The following is a 20289-nucleotide window of genomic DNA, read 5'->3' as shown; positions in this document are numbered from 1 at the left end:
TTAGATGCTTAGCTTTTTAGCAATAGTGGCAGGAACACCTTTTTTGTGTAACATGATTGCTGTCGCTTTGTATTTTGCGAATTCTTTACTCATGTATAAATATCCTTTATAATCGTTGGTAGTTCCCCAAGAGTTTTTCACGATATAGTATTCTTTACCGTTTTGGTCTTTTGAGATTCCTACGATGTGCATACCGTGATCGTCAGTAGTAGTGTAGTTGTCAAATGACTTCTGACGCATTTCTTCGGTAACAACCATTTCTTTTTTAGGCCCGTTGAACAAATCTGCTTTTTCTTCAGCGGTCATATCTTCTACTTTTTTCTCCGGTACAAAAGCCACTCCGTTTTTCCAGGAGAAGCTTTTCTCGCTTACGTCACCTGCCCAAGCTACGGAATAACCGTTTTTCAAAGCGTTGTCGATGATGTCCGTTAACTCGTTCATGCGCACGTTGTACACCTGATCGTACGACCAGTTGTCAGGTACCATTAACGTGAATTTTGTATAGTATGGATATTCCTGTAAAGAAGAAATTTCCACATAATCATCCGCGTTGATGCCTACCACTTCTTTAGCAAAAGATTCCGGTGTATAGTTTTTTCCGTTGTATTGGAACGATTTCGGAGCCTGTCCTAAATACGAATCGATAACAGCAGTATAGGCTTTTTCCCAGTTTGGTGTCAATTCCCCATTCGGGTTGCTTACTACGGCTTTCAATACGCCTTCGATCAAAGCGGCCATTTCGGCAAATTTATTTTTATCGGTACCGTAATTCAAACCGGTATATACCGATTGCGGAACAGCACCGTATTTTTTATACATGTTGATTACGTCGTGGAACGCACCACCATCACCCAAAGCAACCGAGCCATGCATTTTTACGTAGTTTCTTCCTTTTTCGATATAGGCATTACGCGCCGAGAAAATCTGAGACAATTCCACCGGTTTTTTGCCCATACGGATCATTTCGGATTCTAAGAAAGAGTTAGCCGAATAGCTCCAGCAGGTCCCTGAAGATCCCTGGCTTTTTACGGAAGTATTTTCGATGTTCACCACATCGTTGAATTTGAACGATTCTTTACTTTTCTCACTCGCATTGATTTTTAACGAGTTTACTAAATTATCCTGTGCAAAGGCTGAAGCAGCACTTACGATCATTGAGGATGCAATCAGGAAAGGTTTAATAGGTAATGAAAGCATATTTTTATTTTTTGGTTTCTGTTATAAGTTGGTAAAATTAGAAAATGTTACAAGTAAAATGGAATTTTAACAGCATTTTATCTTTTTCTTAAGAAAACGCCGTAAAGGTTTTATTTTCAAAAAATTAGCCTTCCGGTAAAGCGATTCGATTGGGCTGATTAAAAGAAAGCAAATAGCAGTCATATTAAGTAAAAAATCCTGATGGTTACATCAGGATTTCAGTTTGTTATAAAGTTTCGCTCAGCCATTTGAAAAATTCGCGTTGCCAAACCAAAGCGTTTTGTGGTTTTAGCACCCAGTGGTTTTCTTCCGGGAACAATACAAAACGGCTCTTAATGCCTTTTAACTGGGCCGCCTGGAAGGCTTCCTGTCCTTGTCCGATCGGTACACGGTAGTCTTTTCCGCCCTGAATGATTAAGATCGGTGTGTTCCAGTTGTTCACCATATTGATGGGGTTGAACTGTGAATACGCTTTTTGTGCATCGGCATTGTTTTTCTCCCAATACGCACCGCCGTGGTCAAAGTTGTTGAAGAAAACTTCTTCGGTAGTTCCGTACATGCTTTGTAAATTGAAAACGCCACAGTGTGAAATGAAGGTTTTGAAACGGTTGTTGTGAATTCCGGCCAGGTAGAACACAGAGTAACCTCCGTAACTTGCTCCCACAGCACCTAAACGTTTTTTATCCACATATGATTCTTTGGCTACATCATCAATGGCTGACAAATAATCGTTCATTACCTGTCCGCCCCAGTCTTTACTGATGTCTTCGTTCCATTTTACCCCGTGTCCCGGCATTCCGCGACGGTTGGGTGCTACTACGATATACCCTTGAGCGGCCATGGTCTGGAAGTTCCAACGGTAAGAATAATATTGGGTTAAAGCAGATTGCGGCCCACCCTGGCAATATAATAACGCTGGGTATTTTTTGGTTTTGTCAAAATTCGGAGGAAGGATTACCCAAACCACCATTTTTTTACCATCGGTAGTGGTAACGTACCTTTTTTCGGTTTTGCTTAACGATAATTTACTGTAAATAGCCGTGTTTACATTTGTGATTTGTTTCCACGCTTTTTTCTTGAATTCATAAGAATAAATCTCCGAGGCATGATTCATGTCGTTTCGGGCCACGATCACTTTTCCTTCGGTGAAGCCCACGATTTCGGTTACGTCAAAATCACCATTGGTGATTTGTCTTACGGTAACGGCAATTTTGGTCAAACCCGGAAAGTTCACTTCAAACAATTGTTTAGTACCGTCCGTTGCGGCGATAAAGTATATTTTTTTACCGTCTTCGCTCCATTTGAAACTTTCTACGGTACCGTCCCAGGCAGCCGTTAAATTCATGTCCATGCCTTTGAAACGTACGATGATGTCGTTTTTGTCGGCTTCATAACCGTCACGTTTCATTTGCAGCCATGTCAGGTTTCCGGTTGGGGAATACAATGGATGGGTGTCATAACCTAAATTGGTTTCCGTTAGGTTTTTTGTCACTTTGGTTTCCAGGTTGTATTCGTATAAATCCGTATTGGTACTGATGGCGTAGGCAGTTCCGGCTTTCTTTTTGCAAACATAAATAATGCTTTTGCCATCCGGAGACCAGATGTAATCTTCGTCACCACCGAAAGGTTTCTGAGGGGAATCAAAGCTTTCGCCTTTCATGATGTCCAGCGGAATGGATTTGTCATTTCCGTTAGCATCCCCGTAAAAAACATGGTTGAAGGTTCCGTCTCTCCAGGTATCCCAGTGGCGGTAATCCAAACCGTTGTATACTTGGGCATCGGCTTTTTTAAGTTCTGGATAAATGTCTTTTCCCAGGACTTTTTCCACCTTAACTTCCTTGTGGGACAACAGGTATTTACCGTCGGAGGATAAATTCTTGTTCTTTACCAGATCTTTGGTGTCGGCAACTTCTACTGCTGGACCGCCGCCAATCGGAATGGTATAAAATTTTGAGTTCGATTTGTTTTCTTCCACGGAAGGGGTCGCGACTTTGTACACGATGTTTTTTCCGTCTTTGGAGAGGCCAATTGGAGTGACACGCCCTAATTTCCATAATAGTTCAGGGGTCATAACCTCCTGCGCTGAAGCTGATAATCCCATCATGCCAAGAGTTAGAATAAGTAACTTTTTCATTGTGCGGTATAGTGTTTTGAAAGAGCAGCTAAAATAAGGAATTTATCCGTAAAGATGCTTTCAGAGGTTTTTTTAACAAAAAAGGCCTTCCGTTACGAAGACCTTTTAAGGGTTAGGATCAGTAGATTATTTCTTGATGAAACGCTTGGTGATTACGTTGTCATTGTCTGAAATCTCCATGATATAGTTGCCGCTTTCTAAGTTAGAAACATCAAGGCTTCCGTTATTGAACTTTCCGTTCATTACTGTTTGGCCTAATAAGTTATAAACTCTGAAGGTTGCGTTTTCTGAAATATCTGTCACAGTCATAGTGGTTGTGGCAGGGTTTGGATATAATTTCACAGTTGCTAATGGATTACTAGCCATTTCAGTATCTCTTGCTGTTGTGGTAATGTTTACCGTGTAATCTTCAACCTGACCGTAAGAGAATGCTTCGCAAGCCGTTGGAACACCGTTGTATTTCATCGAAACACGCATTCTGGTAGTTCCTGTTAAAGCGGTAGCCGGGATGGTGAACGATCCTGAAACCGGAGTGGTTGTAGAAGCGGTTTTGCTCCATACCAACTCGCCAGCATCGGTGAAAACACCATTTTTGTTGTAGTCAATCCAAACCGCATAACCTTCCGGATACACACTTCCTGTCCATGTTGGAGTGATCGTGATGGTTTGAGAAGAATTAAGGGCTGCATTGGTTGTTAACGTTGTAAAGTTTTCATATCCTGCAGTACCGGTTGAAGCATTGTTGATGGTTCCCATCTGTACTCTTCCGATTCTTTCGTCAGCTGTGCTGTTTCCTTGAGAAGTACAGTAAGTTACTGTTGATGACAAGGTGGTTACATTTACAGTGTTGCTTGAAGCGGAAACGTTTCCGGCCGCATCTTTAGCTTTAACTGAGAAGGTATAAGCGGTAGCGGCTGTTAAACCTGTTGCTGCATAAGAAGTTGTCGTAACGGTAGCTTTTAAAGTTGTTCCTTGGTATACATCGTATCCGGTTACCCCAACGTTATCTGTTGAAGCGGTCCAAGATAAGTTTGTAGACGTTTGCGTTGTACCTGAAGCTGTTAAGCTTGTTGGTGCAGAAGGAGCAGTCGTGTCGGCAGTTCCGGTTACTAAATTAACAGTGTAATCTTCCACCTGACCGTAGTCAAAGGCTTCACATGGTCCAGGGATAGCATTGTAGCGCATTGAAACTCTCATACGGGTGCTTCCACTAGTAGCTGTTGTTGGTACCGTAAAGGTTCCTGAAACCGGAGTGGTTGTAGAAGCTGCGTTGCTCCATACCAATTCTCCTGCATCGGCGAAATCCTTATCGTTATTGTAATCGATCCAAACTGCATAAGCTTCCGGATACGCGCTTGAAGTCCAAGTTGGTGTAACCGTAATAGTAGCTGAAGCACCTTTGGTAAGATTAGTTGAAATCGCTGTGAAGTCGGTATAACCTGTTCCGCCTGTTGAAGCGTTGTTGATGGTTCCGATCTGTACTCTTCCGATTAACTCATCCGCTACACTGTTTCCTTGCGAAGTACAGTATACAGCAGTTGCTGCTAAAGTAGTTACGTTAACAGTGTTGCTTGCTGCAGAAACGTTTCCGGCTGCATCTTTAGCTTTTACTGAGAAGGTATAAGCCGTAGCCGCTGTTAAACCTGTTACTGCATAAGAAGTTGTTGTAACAGTAGCTTTTAAAGTAGTACCTTGGTATACATCATATCCTGTTACTCCTACATTATCGGTAGAAGCTGTCCAAGATAAGTTTGTAGTGGTCTGTGTAGTTCCTGAAGCTGCCAAGTTGGTTGGAGCAGTAGGAGCAGTAGTATCCGACGCAGATAAAGTAGTTACGTTAACCGTGTTGCTTGAAGCGGAAACGTTTCCGGCTGCATCTTTAGCTTTTACTGAGAAGGTATAAGCTGTAGCGGCTGTTAAACCTGTTACTGCATATGAAGTTGTTGTAACGGTAGCTTTTAAAGTAGCACCTTGGTATACATCATATCCAGTCACCCCAACGTTATCAGTAGAAGCGGTCCAAGATAAGTTTGTAGTTGTTGCAGTAGTTCCTGAAGCGGCTAAATTAGTAGGAGCTGAAGGAACTGTTGTATCTGATGTTCCTGCTGTAATGGTAAAGTTAGCGTTTGAAACATCAAAGAAAATATGGTTGGTACCTTTTACCATGATACGGTTTTGTGTACCTGCCGTATTAGGAACGGTAATGTTTTCTGTTCCGTCGTTTGGTGTTCCTGCCAATAAAGTAGACCAGGTAGTTCCGCCGTTGGTAGAGATTAAGATATCCACATTGGCACAGTTTACGCCGTTTACTGTAGTACCGGCTACGTTCCAGGTTACCGCTTGTGAAGAACCACCAACCCATGATACTGCTGTATTTGGTGCACTTACACTGAATGGACCGGCTGTTGCATTTACCGTAACAATCATGTCGTCGGAATTGTTTGCAGGACCGCCTGCTCTGTTGTCACGAACCGTGAATCTGAAATTCATCGTTCTTGCCACAGAAGGAACAGCTTCCACAGTGATTTCCGTTCCAGCGGTTGTTGTTGCGCCAGTTAAAACCGATTGCATTCTAGGGAAATAACGTACTGGTGATGTTGACGTCGTGTACGATCTGAAAGTTGGTCCTGATGTTTTGGTAGCACTTGCAGCAGAACTGGCTCCTGTTTGTGCCGATGAAGCATTGTCCATTTGCTCCCAGATATAAGTAAGCGTGTCTCCATTTGCGTCTGTCCCGGTTCCGGTTAACATAAATGGTGTGCTTTTAGGAATTGTATAATCCAAACCGGCTGCGGCCGTAGGAATGGAATTACCTGTTACAGTACTGGTTGGGCATGTTTTGGTTTTAATGTTGTTGGTAACCTGTTGGATGCTGGCAGCATGGAATACAGCGTCAGAATGTGCTTGTATGTCTTGACTGGTAATTCCGGCATAGCCCATGATAGTTGAGCCGCTTCCCGGTTCCACGTTTACACCTGTACCTTCATTATTCATGGAAAAGGTATGGTTGGCTCCAAACTGGTGACCTAATTCGTGTGCTACGAAATCGATGTCGAAATTATCTCCGGAAGGGATTCCGTCAATAGGTGACGTGTAGCCACTTCCTTTCTGGCCGTTTGTACAAACACAACCGATACATCCGGCATTACCGCCACCTCCGTCTTTACCGAACAAGTGACCGACATCATAGTTGGCTTCCCCGATAACGGAAGTAAGAGTAGACTGTAATTCCGAATTCCAGTTATCCAATGAAGAGGATGGGGAATACGGATCCGTTGACGCACTGGTGTAAATTACGGCATCAGTATTTGCTATTAAGTTCATGTGTACGCCGAAATCTTTTTCAAACACACCATTTACACGTGTCATGGTATTGTTGATGGCTGCTAAGGCCAAAGCTTTGGTTCCTCCAAAGTATGCGGTATATTCTCCCGTAACCGACATGGCTAAACGGAAATTTCTCAGTTTACCGTCATCAGCATTCGGTCGCAATGTTTCGTTTGCATTGGTAACAGAAGCTCTCGCATCGTCAATTACTTTACACTCAAAATGAGAAAGCGAGTGCATTTTGTCTGATTTTCTGAAAACAGAATACGTTCTCAGGTCTTGTGAATACGGCTCAATAAAAACAGCCGATTGGTCCGCATTGATTTGCATTGTTTGCAGTCCTAAGGGAGAAACACTGAAATACATCACAGCGGTTGGATTGTCAATTCCCTGTCCTACATACGATTTGATTTCAGGGAAACGCTCTGCCAGACCGGGTTCCATGTTGGAAACTTCAAGGATTCTGAAGCGCTCCATTTGGCCATCGGCATTCGGGAAAGCAATAATAACATTAGATTTGGTTGAGTTAATACCTCGTTTTGGGGAATTAACCAAAGCATTCTTTAATCCGTTAATGTCTAACTCAAACAGATTTTTTGTTGGCAAAGTGGCGCCTCTTTCCGTGGTAACAATAGTACCTTTTTTAGAAGAAGCTTTCCACAACGAACCGTCCTGGGCGAACGTTACATTCGTAAATGCCAGTAAAGCAATTGAAAGTAGTTTGAACTTCATGGTTTTTGGTTGTTAAAAATGATTGGTTTATTAGTTGAAGGCAAATATATTTAACATTTTATTTAAAACAATGCATTTTTTTAACATTTTCATAATCATAATACATTCATAACCAATATTAAATATAGTATTTTTCAAAAATCAAACATAATCATTATTGATTTTTCGATTTTAATGAAAATTCTGTAAAAAAGGTGTTTTTTAGTCGGTGTCGGTTGTTGTTTTAATAATTCTTATCATTCCCTTAAAATGGATATAAATTTTCTTTTTTGTCGAAATTAAAATGGTCCTTTTAAAAAATATGAGTATTTTCACGGACTAAAAATTGATTTTGAGGTGAAAAATAACAACAATAAACTTTTTATAGCCATCATTGTTGCCCTTATCCTGGGGGTGATTTTAGGCGGCATTGTTCACTATCAATTTCCTGATTCTAAGGAAGTTTTCTCGAAAAATATAAAACTGTTCGGAACCATTTTTATCCGAATGGTACAGATGATTATTGCGCCATTGGTGTTCTCAACCTTAGTAGTCGGCATTGCTAAAATGGGAGACATGAAAATGGTCGGACGCGTAGGGGCAAAAGCTATGGGATGGTTTATTTCGGCTTCGCTGATTTCTCTTTTGTTAGGGATGGTTCTGGTAAACACCCTTGCACCTGGAAAAGGAACGAACATTAAAATGGACGACACGTCTTCGGCTTCCGAATTGTTGGAAAAAACCCAATCGTTTTCTTTAGAAGAATTCGTAAAACACGTTGTACCCAAAAGTATATTCGAAGCGTTTGCCACCAATGAAATTCTGCAGATCGTAATATTCTCAATCTTATTTGGTGTGGCTTTGGCTGCTTTCAGTAAAAAAGAAGCCAAACCGATTATAAAATTGCTGGATTCCGTTTCGCATGTGGTACTGAAAATGGTTACCTATATAATGTGGGTGGCTCCGTTAGGGGTTTTCGGTGCGGTGGCTGCGGCAGTGGCGAATTACGGGTTTGAGATTTTCAGCCTGTATGCCAATTACCTTGTGGCGTTTGCCATTGGGATTATCGTATTGTGGATTTTATTGTTGATTGTTGGCTACCTTATATTAGGAAACCGATTATGGGTATTGTTGAAACGTATCAAAAGTCCTTTGCTTATTGCCTTTTCCACAACCAGTAGTGAGGCCGTTTTTCCTAAGATGGTGGAAGAGTTGGAGCGTTTCGGGTGTCAGCCGAGAATCGTTTCCTTTACTTTGCCGTTAGGGTATTCGTTCAACCTGGACGGGAGTATGATGTACATGACCTTTGCCAGTATCTTCATTGCCCAGGTGTACGGAATCGACATGCCGCTGGACAAACAGCTGACCATGTTGTTAGTGTTGATGCTCACCAGTAAAGGAGTAGCCGGTGTGCCGAGAGCTTCTCTTATCGTGGTAGTGGCGACTTGTGCGATGTTTGGAATTCCACCGGAAGGCATCGCTTTAATTTTACCGATTGACCATTTCTGTGATATGGCGCGAAGCATGACCAATGTATTAGGGAATGCCTTAGCTACCAGTGCCGTGGATAAATGGGAGACAAAAACTGAAAACTAATTGCTTAAAAATATTTCCAAATGAAAGAAGATTTTCACTGGACCCAACTGTTAAACCCAGAGTTTTATATCAACCTTGAAATCGCAGGGCACCACATCGGTATTTATGTGGTATTGTTTATTGTATTTGCCGAAACAGGCTTGTTTGCCGGTTTCTTTCTGCCGGGCGACAGCTTGTTGTTCCTTTCCGGAATTTACAGCGAAACCCTGATGCAGGAATTGATTTATATTGAAAGCGAATTCACCAATGTGGCGGTTTTGTCAACACTTGTGGCAATCTCCGGGATCATCGGGAACGTCGTAGGGTATTGGTTTGGTGCGAAAAGCGGTCATTTCCTGTATTCCAAAGAAGATAATTTCTGGTTCAAGAAAAAATATTTAATCCAGTCGCGCCTGTTTTTTGAAAAACACGGTGGAAGAGCGATCATTTTTGCGCGTTTCCTTCCGATTATCAGAACCTTTGCACCGATTGTGGCAGGAATCGTTCAGATGGAGAAAAAGAAATTCATGTTTTACAACATCGTGAGTTCGTTCCTTTGGTCGTTTACCCTTATTTTTTCAGGGCATTACTTATACCGTTACCTTTTGGAAAACCATCAGATTGATCTGAAAAAATATATCGAATTGATCGTCGTGGGAATCATCCTTATTTCCACCGCACCGATTGTTATTAATTCTATAAAGAACAAACTTAAAGCACGAAAATAACCGAAGATGAATGTCAGCTACTGGGAACTGAAAAATTGGTTTACCAATGTAGACTATACCGTGGTAGGAAGCGGTATAGTGGGACTTCATACGGCTTTGCGTCTGCGCGAACGTTTCCCGGAGAGCAAGATCCTTGTTCTTGAAAGAGGCGCTTTGCCGGAAGGCGCCAGTACCAAAAACGCGGGTTTTGCCTGCTTTGGCAGTCTTTCGGAAATCATTGAAGATTTAAAAAACCATACCGAAGAGGAAGTCATCCAGCTTATCCAGAAGCGATGGAACGGCCTGCAACTGCTTCGCAAGCGTTTGGGCGACAGTACGATTGATTTCAAGCCTTACGGCGGGTATGAACTTTTTCTTCAGGAAGATGAAAGTACTTATGCGGAATGTCTTCAGAAATTACCTTTTGTAAACGACATCCTGAAACCGCTTTTTAAAACCGATGTGTTTGCCAAAGAAGTCGATCGCTTCGATTTTAAAGGCATACACGAATACCTGATTTTCAATCCTTTTGAAGGGCAGATTGATACCGGCAACATGATGCAGGCGTTGTTGAAAGAAGCGCATGCGAACAACATCCTGATCCTGAACCAGCAAAATGTTTTGGATTATCAGGATACGGCAAACGGCGTTCAGCTACATACCAATGATTTTAGCTTTACTTCGAAAAAAGTACTGTTTGCCACCAATGGTTTTGCCGGAAAGTTAACAAACGGTGCCGTTCGACCGGCCCGTGCCCAGGTTTTGATTACCGAACCGATACCAAACCTTGATATTAAAGGGACGTTTCATATTGATGGCGGTTATTATTATTTCCGAAACATTGAAGACCGAATTTTGTTCGGTGGCGGAAGAAACCTCGATTTTGAAGGCGAAACCACATCCGAATTCGGCCTGACCGAAAAAATCCAAGACCGTTTGGAATCGTTGTTAAGGGAAGTGATTTTGCCGAACACCGAGTATAAAATCGCCCACCGTTGGAGTGGGATTATGGGCTTAGGCTCGCATAAAAAACCGATAGTAGAACAGCTTTCATCAAACGTGTATTGTGGTGTCCGTCTGGGCGGAATGGGCGTAGCCATAGGAAGTTTGGTAGGGCAGGAATTAGCAGATTTAGTATAATGGCAACCAAGAAAACTACCAAAAAAACACCTGCAAAGTCAAGCGGTAAAACCCAAAAGCGAAGTTTTATGGCAAGGGTGACGCGTTTTTTCTTTAAGCTTTTTCTTTGGGGCTTTGGGCTTTCCATCTTTTTTGTGGTACTGTTCAAGTTTGTCCCTGTTCCTTTTACACCATTGATGGCTATCCGCGCCATTGAAAATACTCAGGCCGATAAAGAAGTGTATTTAAATCACGACTGGGTGCCGTTGGAAGACATCTCCGTAAACCTTCAAAAAGCGGTTATTGCCAGTGAAGACGGTAATTTTCTGCATCATAACGGTTTCGATTTTAAAGCTTTGGCCAATGCCTACGAAAGCAATCAGAAAGGAAAAAAATTAAAAGGGGGCAGCACCATTTCCCAGCAAACCGCTAAAAATGTGTTTTTATGGCAGGGCAGAAGTTACCTACGTAAAGGTCTGGAAGCCTATTTTACCGTTTTAATCGAACTGATTTGGGGTAAAGAACGCATCATGGAGGTCTATCTCAACAGCATAGAAATGGGCAACGGGATTTACGGCGCACAGGCAGCCACCGAATTCTGGTACCATAAAGACGCCAAAGATCTCACCAAATATGAAGCAGCAGGCATTGCGGCTATTTTACCCAATCCGCGAAAATTTAAAGCGGTTAATTCTTCTTCTTATACTAGTCGACGAAAAGATAAAATCGTACGGGTAATGCGCCATATCGGTAAAATCGATTACGATAAAAAATACGACTGATGAAAACCGTATTGATCACAGGAGCTTCCGGCGGTATCGGGAAAGCCACGGCGATGCATTTTTCCCAAAACGGCTGGCATGTTATTGCGACCATGACCTGTTTTGACCACGGAAAAGAAACAGTTGGTTTGCCCAATGTGAGCAGCTATATCATGGATGTTACCTGTTCGGAAAGTATTGAAGCTGCCAAAAGTAAAATTCTTGCGGATCACAAAACCATAGATGTAATCATTAACAACGCCGGTATCGGGTACCGCAGTTTTGTGGAGCTTTCGGAAGATGAAAAAATCAAACTTATAGTCGACGTGAACTGGCTGGGCGTGGTGAAAGTCTGCCGGGCTTTTATTCCGGTGTTTCGCGAGCAGCAGTTTGGTCAGTTTATCAATATTTCCTCGATTGCAGGCTTGGTGAATTTACCATTGGGCAGTTTCTACCATTCCACTAAAAAAGCGGTGGAGAGTTTTTCCGAATGCATGGCTTATGAATTGCAGCCGTTTAATATCAGCGTGAGTACGGTTCAGTTTGGTAATGCCCCAACAGCTTTTCAGAGCCAGGTGATGAAATCGGAAACGGGAGGCATTCCTACGTATGAGCGCATGATGCACAAGATCACGGGCATTTTGCACAAGAAGACCAAAAAGAACACCAACCTGACACCAAAAATTACCCAAACCCTTTTTGCGGCGGCCAATAACCCGCGTACCAATTTTACACGCTACACCATTGGATTTGATGCGAACGCCATGAGTTTCTTGCGTTCCACCTTAGGGTATAAGTTATTCAACCGTATCGTTCGGAAGTCGGTTTTGGGATAGGAAATGCTGTAACATCTTTTAGATTTCCTCGTCTAATATTTACGTAATTAATCAAAAACTATACACATGACATCACATGAAATCGATTACCATATTTATGGTGAAGAAATGCAATATGTTGAAATTGAATTAGATCCGCAGGAAGTTGTAATTGCCGAAGCCGGCAGTTTTATGATGATGGAAAACGGGATCAAAATGGAAACTATTTTCGGGGACGGTTCCGGACAACAACAAGGATTTTTAGGGAAATTAATGACGGCCGGAAAACGCGTTTTAACCGGAGAAAGTTTGTTCATGACCGCTTATATGAATCAGGATGGCGGAAAACGTAAAGTATCGTTTGCTTCTCCTTATCCCGGAAAAATTGTAGCGATTGATTTAACGAAATACCAAGGGAAATTCATCTGCCAGAAAGATTCATTTTTGTGTGCGGCTAAAGGAGTTTCTGTAGGGATAGAATTCTCAAAAAAATTAGGCCGTGGATTGTTCGGTGGTGAAGGTTTCATCATGCAGAAAATCGAAGGCGACGGTATGGCGTTCGTACACTCCGGAGGAACTTTGGCCCGTAAGGAATTGCAGCCGGGCGAAGTTTTAAAAGTAGATACGGGTTGTATCGTTGGTTTCACAAAAGATGTAGATTATGATATCGAATTCATCGGAGGGATCAAAAATTCCGTTTTCGGAGGCGAAGGATTGTTCTATGCTACCTTACGTGGACCGGGCGTGGTGTACATTCAGTCGTTACCGTTCAGCCGATTGGCGGATCGTATTATTGCGTCTGCACCCCAAGCAGGTGGAAGCGGCAGAGACGAAGGCAGTTTGTTAGGTGGTTTAGGACGAATGCTGGATGGGGATAATAGATTCTAACGTAAAAGATTTTTTTAAGCAAGGAGGTGTAGCTTTACTTATTTTGGCTATTGTTGTTCTTATGATTTTTAATTCAGTTTCTGAGCTTGATAAGAAAAGTGAATCAGAACAGGAAATGCTGAATTCAGGGAATCAGTCTGAGAAACCAATTGTTATTGGAAAAATATATAAAATTGTTTCTGGAAAGAATTATACAGGTGCAAAATTTACGTATTATTTTGATGGGAAGAGAGAAGTTGATGAAGACGGTATTTCTTATTATGATGAATCTTTATTGGGAAGATTTTTTCGGGTAAGTATATCGACAGATGAGCCGAATGAAATAGACTTGTATACGGATTATGAAGTTACAGATACTCAAATGATTAAAAATGCTGGATTTACATTAAAAACAAAGTATAGATTCGATATTTCAACAGGAAAGTACATCTCATATAAAGAATATGAATAAAAAAAGCGACCAACCCGGTCGCTTTTTTTATTAGAAAGAAATCTTGTTATTTCTTCGTCACAGGCAATTTCGTAATCCCCATATTGTACAGGGTAAACGCCTGAATGTCCACATTTTCCTGAATGGTAGCGGCTACCGATTTTCCTGCGCCATGCCCTGCATTGATGTCAATACGGATCAGCGCCGGGTTGTTTCCGGTTTGCTTGTCCTGTAATTCCGCGGCAAATTTGAAACTGTGTGCCGGTACCACGCGGTCGTCATGATCGCCTGTAGTGACCATGGTTGCCGGATATTTCACGCCTTTTTTAATGTTGTGCACCGGAGAATACCCTTTCAGATAACCGAACATTTCTTTGGAATCTTCCGCCGTTCCGTAATCGTAAGCCCAGCCTGCTCCTGCAGTAAAGGTGTGGTAACGTAACATGTCCATAACCCCTACAGCCGGTAACGCTACTTTCATTAAGTCCGGACGTTGTGTCATCGTGGCACCTACCAGCAATCCTCCGTTGGAACCACCTCTGATGGCTAAGAAATCTTTCGAAGTATACTTGTTGGCAATCAGGTATTCGGCAGCAGCAATAAAGTCGTTGAAAACGTTTTGTTTCTGCAGTTTCGTTCCGGCATCGTGCCATTTTTTACCATATTCACCTCCACCGCGTAAGTTCGGAACCGCGTAAATACCGCCATTTTCCATCCAGATTGCATTGGCAATGCTGAAACTTGGGGTTAAACTTACGTTGAAACCGCCGTAACCGTAAAGCATGGTTGGGTTTTTACCGTTCAGTTGCAATCCTTTTTTATGGGTGATGATCATCGGGATTTTGGTACCGTCTTTTGAAGTGTAAAACACCTGTTTGGAAACATAGTCTTCCGATTTGAAATCCACTTTCGGTTTTTCATACACCTGTGAAGTTCCGGCTTTTGGTTCAAACGAATAAATCGTTCCCGGTGTAATATAGTTGGTGAACGAATAATACAATGTTTTTTCTTCTTTTTTACCACCGAAACCGGCAGCTGTTCCAACACCCGGTAAAGTAATTTCGCGAACCAGTTTTCCGCTGTAATCGTATTGTTTTACCAGTGATACCGCGTCTTTCATGTAATTGGCAAAGAAATACCCACTCCCGGTTGAAGGAGACAATACGTTTTCGGTTTCTTCGATGAAAGGCTTCCAGTTTTCCGGTTTCGGATTGGCCGCATCAACTGTCATTATTTTTTTGTTCGGGGCTTTCCAGTCGGTTACGATGAACAGTTTGGTGCCTTCGTTTTCAATAATATAACTCGAATTGCTGAAGTTGTCCACTATGGTTACAATCGGGCTGTTTTCCTGTGTTAAATCTTTGATGTACAATTCATTTCCGTACGTGGAATTGGCCGCGCTGATGATTAAATAACGGTCGTCCTCGGTAACGCTTCCGCCTACATACCTTCTTTTTTGGTCAAGGCCGAAGATAAGTTTGTCCTCTTTCTGCGCTGTTCCCAATTTGTGGAAATATAATTTGTGCTGATCGGTTTTAGCCGAAAGTTCGCTTCCTTTTGGTTTGTCGTAACTTGAATAATAGAAGCCTTCGTTGCCTTTCCAGGAAACCCCGCTGAACTTCACATCCACAAGGGTGTCTTCCAGGATTCTTTTGGTAACGGCATCCATGATGATGACTTTACGCCAGTCGCTCCCGCCTTCTGAAATCGAATAGGCTACTTTGGACCCGTCTTTGGAGAAGTCCAAGCCGCCCAACGACGTAGTTCCGTCTTTGGAAAAGGTGTTCGGATCCAGAAAAATTTCCTCTTTTCCGGCAGCATCTTTTCGGTACAATACCGACTGATTCTGTAAACCGTTGTTTTTATAGTAATACGTATAGTTGCCTTCTTTGAACGGCGCACTGATTTTCTCGTAATTCCAGAGTTTTTCCATGCGGGACTTGATGGCATCGCGGAAAGGGATTTGTTTTAAATACCCGTAGGTTACTTCGTTTTGTGCCTTAACCCACGCGCCGGTCTCTGCGGAACGGTCGTCTTCCAGCCAGCGGAACGGATCGTTTACCTTGGTGTCGAAATACGTATCGGTATGTTCAATTTTTTTGGTTTCAGGATATTTTAGTTTTCCTGTACTTTTTGGAGCTTGTGCATTCATGGTTAAACTGCAGATAACCGCTGCAGCAGTAAGTGAATTCTTCATGCGTTGTTTTTTAGTTCTAACAAATATAAATAATCTGAGATTTCAATACCGAAAAAAGCTGGCCAAACAGCTAGCTTTTCAGTGTTAAAATTTGAAATCGATTCCCAAAACGATGTTTCTTCCGATGTTCGGAATACCGTCGGTTTTCAGTCGGGACAAATGGGAGATATAGGTTCGGTTCAAAAGATTGTTCGCGTTAAGGGTTACGTCAAATTTGGCTTTTCCTAGGTTGATTGTGCCGCCCAATCCTAAATTCAGCAGGGTGTAATTCACCGATTTCGTTTCGAAAACGCTCACATTATTCTGATTGAAAACATAATCCACATTTACCAAAGCGTAACTTTTTGTCAGCCACGAAGTATCGTCAAATTCCGTGCGAAGCGTGTTGGAAAATTTGTTAGCCGGAATTAGCGGTAAATAGTCACCGTTGTCTTTTCTACCCGTCACCGTTTCAAAACTGCTCACAAAATGCAGCCAGTCCAGCGGATGTGGGTGCAGGTGCATCCCAACTTCGCCACCGTACAATGCTGCATTGTCCTGTAAGTAGTCGAAAACATCATTTCCGTCAATCACTGAGCCGTTTGGCGCAAGAAAAATATAATCGTTGATGTGGTTGTAAAAGGCGTTGGCAAAAAATTCAAAATGCGCGTTACCGTATTCAAGGTTCAGGTCGGTCTGGAGGTTTTGTTCGTTTTTCAGATTGGCGTTCCCTATTTCGTAACGGTTGCTGCCTTCGTGTACGCCGTTTGAGGTTAATTCCGCTAAATTAGGGGCGCGGAAGCCTGTAGCGACATTCAGACGAAGTGTGAGGTTCTCCTTAAATTTGGTTTTGTAACCTAACGAGGCATTGAAACTGTCGAATTTTTTGTCGATGGCATTGAAATAGCCTTCTTCGCCTAAAACACCATGGGTTTCCGTAGCAATTTTTCGGTTATCATAGCGGATGCCGGCCTGTAAGGTGTGGTTGTCCCATTCGTAATTGGAAGTGATCAATGCGCCAAAATCAGTAGTTGTGGCATCCGGAATCAGTAGCTCTTCCCCGTTGTTGGTGTTGGTTTGTTGTAAACCCTGAACCCCGATAATGGTTTCCAGATTTCCGGATTTTGGCAAATAATATTTCAGGTTGTAACTTGCGGTTTTGAGTTTCATGTGCAGCGCTACTTCGTCTACGGCTTCCAATTCTTTACGGTTGTTATAGGTATAGCCTAAATCTGCTTCGAGTTTCGAATTTTTGAAGAAATATTTCTGATGCCAGCTAAGCATATGGTTGTCAATGTCCTGCTTCGGATAGAGCGGCGTTCTGAAATGTGCCGGTTCAAGATCTTCTTCGGGTAAACCGATATTCAGGTTGTTGTAATTGTATCGGAATTCTGTCTGATATTTTACAGTAGAGTAACCTATCCCGATTTTATAATCCTTTTCGATAAAACGGGTATTGACGATGCGGTCGCCGGAAGGGATTTTATAATCGGCATGGGTAGCGTAACTGGCGCGGGTTAAGAATTTCCAGTTGTCCGAAGAGGTTTTGATCCCGAACGAAGAATTACTCCCTTGGGTGTTCGAGAAGAATTTCTGGTTGAAGTTTACTGAAAAGGTATTTGGTTTGGCAAACTTTTCCGGGTTGAAATACAGTACGCCGCCCAAAGCATCCGAACCGTATAATAATGAAGCCGGTCCTTTAATGACTTCGACGCTTTCCACGCCTGCATCGCTCATGCCCAAGCCGTGTTCTTCCCCAAACTGTTGGTTTTCCAAACGAATTCCCTGCGAATACACTAAAACCCTGTTGCCGCTTAACCCGCGGATTACCGGTTTCCCGATGGATGTTCCGGTGGAGATTTGTGCAACACCCGGAATTTTGGCTAAGCCTTCCGCTAAGGTAGTAGCGCCGTTTTGTTGGAGTGTTTTCACGGACTGATGTTCCACTTTCATCACGTTTTGCGATTGGAGTTTGTTGAAAACCGTGGAAATGATCATCTCGTCCATGTGGGTGGCGGTTTCCTCCAGGGTTATATTTAGAACTGTTTCTTTTTCAGAAAGTGTTACCGTTACCGTTTTGTTGGCATAGCCGATGGACGAAAAACCTACGCTGAAGTTTCCGGTGGGAAGATTCTCGAAAGTATAGTTTCCGTTGGCATCCGAAAGGGCGTCTTTGTGCAGTTCAGGTAATGTAACGGTTGCATTTTCAATGGGTTTGTCATGATGGTCCTTGATGGTGCCAATGAGTTTGTTTTGCCCGAAAGCAAGTATTGAAAACCCTAATAGCAATAGGGCTGTAAGATAAGATTTCATGTTTTTTTAGTTTGATTTATTGTACAAAAAGTCATGCCGATACTTCGACAGTAATAATTATGCAATAAAACAGGGAGGCGCCCGGAGGCTGAAGAAACTGCCGGAAAAGACAATCGGTTTTTCGGTATTGAAAAACGAAACACTTTTCGCAACAGCATAGTGATGGAATGAAAAGGAGAAAAATGCAACCGGAGTGAAATTGCCCAGTGAAAATTCACATACGAAACAGTCGTCAAAATCATGATGGCTGTGGGTGAATTCGGTTTTGGAGGCATCGTATTGATGCTCGCAATGTGCCTCGGTAAACTGCTTGATCAAATGCTCATACGAGTGCACCGATTGGAACAATATTGCGAACAATATGCTAATCAGTAATGAGAGACTTATATTTTGCAGTTTCTTATTCATTCTGAACAAAGATAGTATAAAAACAAAAAATCCGTTCAACTTTTGTGTCAAACGGATTTTAAATATTTATTTCTTGGAATTATACCAACTGGTTGGCTACAAGATATTCAGCAATCTGAACGGCATTGGTTGCGGCTCCTTTTCGTAAGTTGTCTGCTACAATCCACATGTTCATGGTGTTCGGCTGGCTCTCATCACGACGGATTCGTCCAACGAATACATCATTCTTTCCTTCCGCATATAAAGGCATCGGATAGGTAAAAGTGTCAATGTTGTCCTGAACGGTGATTCCCGGTGTGTTGTGAAGAATGGAACGTACTTCGCTAACTTCGAAATCGTTTTCAAATTCCACGTTAACCGCTTCACTGTGGCCTCCAACAACCGGAACACGAACAGCAGTAGCAGTTACGGCGATGGTTTTGTCATCAAGGATTTTTTGGGTTTCACGCACCAGTTTCATTTCTTCTTTGGTGTAACCGTTGTCTTCGAAAACATCACATTGCGGAATGGCATTTCGGTGGATCGGATATTTGTAAGCCATATCACCTTGAACACCGGCATATTCGTTTTCCAGCTGACGAACCGCTTTCACTCCCGTACCCGTTATGGATTGGTAAGTCGAAACAATAATTCGTTTGATGTCGTATTTTTTATGAAGCGGCGCCAAAGCCATCACCATTTGAATGGTCGAACAGTTAGGATTGGCAATGATTTTATCGTCTTTGGTTAAAACCGAAGCATTGATTTCCGGTACCACTAATTTTTTGGTCGGATCCATTCTCCATGCGGAAGAGTTGTCGATTACAGTTGTGCCTGCTTCAGCAAATTTCGGAGCCCACTCTTTCGAAGTGTCACCTCCGGCGGAAAAAACAGCAATCTCCGGTTTCATATCGATAGCCGTTTGCATGCTTACCACCTTAAACTTCTTCCCCTTATACTCGATTTCCTTGCCCACGGACTTCTCGGAAGCTACGGGGATCAATTCGGTTACTGGAAAATTTCTTTCGGTTAAAACCTGAAGCATTACTTCGCCCACCATACCAGTGGCACCTACAACGGCTACTTTCATTTTACTTAGTGTGTTTTATTAGAGTTATTTAAGTTGCAAAATTAACACAAAACGTTTGTTAAAAAGTATTAAAGCCAAAAAATCACAAGAATAATTTTAGGACAAAAAAAACCGCCTCTACAGACGGTTTAAGTTAGAATATGTTGTGTAGCGGATTATTTTTTCAACAAATCACGGATTTCACCCAATAATTCTTCCTGAGTTGGGCCTGTCGGTGCCGCCGGTGCTTCCGGTTTTTTCATCTTGTTCATCGCTTTGATGATCAGGAACATTACAAAAGCCACAATGATGAAATCAATAAGCGCGGTGATAAAAGCCCCCCATTGAATGGCTACTTCAGCGACAGCCGGGGTAACCACTGCGCCGGTTGCATCTTTAACTTCGGCAACGGCTTCCGTAATTACTAATTTTTTATCGGCTAAATCGATACCGCCCATTAAAATTCCAATAATTGGTGCAAACATTTTTTCTACAAAAGCGGTAACAACTTTTCCGAAAGCGCCCCCCATAACAAATGCGATGGCCATGTCTACCAAGTTGCCTTTCATGGCGAATTCCTTAAATTCTGAAATAAATCCCATAGAATATGATTTTAGTTAAAAATTCGTTTCACACTAAAGTAGTAAAATTCGGGTTACAATTTGTGTTTTTTGAACAAA

At 42.3% G+C, this 20289-nt stretch carries 15 protein-coding genes; 7 read left to right on the top strand and 8 right to left on the bottom strand.

Annotated elements, in window-relative coordinates:
- The 3 genes from ACWPKD_RS08500 to ACWPKD_RS08490 all read right to left on the bottom strand — a co-directional run bounded on the left by ACWPKD_RS08500 (position 1) and on the right by ACWPKD_RS08490 (position 7390).
- Complete coding sequence (locus ACWPKD_RS08500; protein WP_455412519.1) at positions 1-1155, bottom strand: aminopeptidase C; 1155 nt, start codon at positions 1153-1155, stop codon at positions 1-3.
- A gap of 268 nt (positions 1156-1423) precedes the next feature.
- Entirely contained in the window at positions 1424-3331 is a 1908-nt protein-coding gene (locus ACWPKD_RS08495; protein WP_455412253.1) for a S9 family peptidase, read from the bottom strand.
- Between the two features lie 126 nt (positions 3332-3457).
- On the bottom strand, positions 3458-7390 hold the full coding sequence (locus tag ACWPKD_RS08490) for a reprolysin-like metallopeptidase (RefSeq protein ID WP_455412252.1): 3933 nt from the start codon (positions 7388-7390) through the stop codon (positions 3458-3460).
- A gap of 336 nt (positions 7391-7726) precedes the next feature.
- On the opposite strand from ACWPKD_RS08490, the gene ACWPKD_RS08485 reads away from it, so the two are divergent.
- From ACWPKD_RS08485 to ACWPKD_RS08455, 7 genes are all read left to right on the top strand, one after another.
- Positions 7727-8965: a dicarboxylate/amino acid:cation symporter gene (locus tag ACWPKD_RS08485; RefSeq protein WP_455412251.1), complete on the top strand. Its 1239-nt coding sequence runs from the start codon at positions 7727-7729 to the stop codon at positions 8963-8965.
- 20 nt (positions 8966-8985) lie between these two features.
- On the top strand, positions 8986-9672 hold the full coding sequence (locus ACWPKD_RS08480) for a DedA family protein (RefSeq protein ID WP_455412250.1): 687 nt from the start codon (positions 8986-8988) through the stop codon (positions 9670-9672).
- Between the two features lie 6 nt (positions 9673-9678).
- Positions 9679-10791 carry an NAD(P)/FAD-dependent oxidoreductase gene (locus tag ACWPKD_RS08475; RefSeq protein WP_455412249.1) on the top strand — a complete coding sequence of 371 codons (1113 nt, stop codon included), beginning with the start codon at positions 9679-9681 and terminating at the stop codon, positions 10789-10791.
- The gene (mtgA, locus tag ACWPKD_RS08470) at positions 10791-11552 is read left to right on the top strand and encodes a monofunctional biosynthetic peptidoglycan transglycosylase (RefSeq protein ID WP_455412248.1); all 762 of its coding nucleotides are present in this window, start codon (positions 10791-10793) and stop codon (positions 11550-11552) included. The genes ACWPKD_RS08475 and mtgA overlap by 1 nt, the downstream gene beginning before the upstream one ends.
- Positions 11552-12367, top strand: coding sequence for an SDR family NAD(P)-dependent oxidoreductase (locus tag ACWPKD_RS08465; protein WP_455412247.1), 816 nt, complete (start codon positions 11552-11554; stop codon positions 12365-12367). Before mtgA ends, ACWPKD_RS08465 begins: the two co-directional genes overlap by 1 nt.
- 66 nt (positions 12368-12433) lie before the next feature.
- Positions 12434-13234 (top strand): TIGR00266 family protein, encoded by an 801-nt coding sequence (locus ACWPKD_RS08460; RefSeq protein WP_455412246.1) that lies wholly within the window; start codon positions 12434-12436, stop codon positions 13232-13234.
- Positions 13215-13685 carry a hypothetical protein gene (locus ACWPKD_RS08455; protein ID WP_455412245.1) on the top strand — a complete coding sequence of 157 codons (471 nt, stop codon included), beginning with the start codon at positions 13215-13217 and terminating at the stop codon, positions 13683-13685. The genes ACWPKD_RS08460 and ACWPKD_RS08455 overlap by 20 nt, the downstream gene beginning before the upstream one ends.
- A 46-nt stretch (positions 13686-13731) precedes the next feature.
- Here the strand turns inward: ACWPKD_RS08455 and ACWPKD_RS08450 are convergent, their stop codons facing one another.
- The 5 genes from ACWPKD_RS08450 to mscL form a co-directional block, all read right to left on the bottom strand.
- Complete coding sequence (locus ACWPKD_RS08450; RefSeq protein WP_455412518.1) at positions 13732-15816, bottom strand: prolyl oligopeptidase family serine peptidase; 2085 nt, start codon at positions 15814-15816, stop codon at positions 13732-13734.
- A gap of 129 nt (positions 15817-15945) precedes the next feature.
- Complete coding sequence (locus ACWPKD_RS08445) at positions 15946-18153, bottom strand: TonB-dependent receptor (RefSeq protein WP_455412244.1); 2208 nt, start codon at positions 18151-18153, stop codon at positions 15946-15948.
- A gap of 57 nt (positions 18154-18210) precedes the next feature.
- Positions 18211-18561 carry a hypothetical protein gene (locus tag ACWPKD_RS08440; protein ID WP_455412243.1) on the bottom strand — a complete coding sequence of 117 codons (351 nt, stop codon included), beginning with the start codon at positions 18559-18561 and terminating at the stop codon, positions 18211-18213.
- 79 nt (positions 18562-18640) lie between these two features.
- Positions 18641-19630 (bottom strand): aspartate-semialdehyde dehydrogenase, encoded by a 990-nt coding sequence (locus ACWPKD_RS08435; RefSeq protein ID WP_455412242.1) that lies wholly within the window; start codon positions 19628-19630, stop codon positions 18641-18643.
- Positions 19631-19785: 155 nt separating this feature from the next.
- Positions 19786-20211, bottom strand: coding sequence for a large conductance mechanosensitive channel protein MscL (gene mscL, locus ACWPKD_RS08430; RefSeq protein WP_455412241.1), 426 nt, complete (start codon positions 20209-20211; stop codon positions 19786-19788).
- Between the last annotated feature and the right edge of the window lie 78 nt (positions 20212-20289).

The organism is Flavobacterium pedocola (assembly GCF_053764385.1).
Note: the sequence above shows the minus strand (reverse complement) of the source record. Positions and strands in the feature narration are given on the sequence as shown.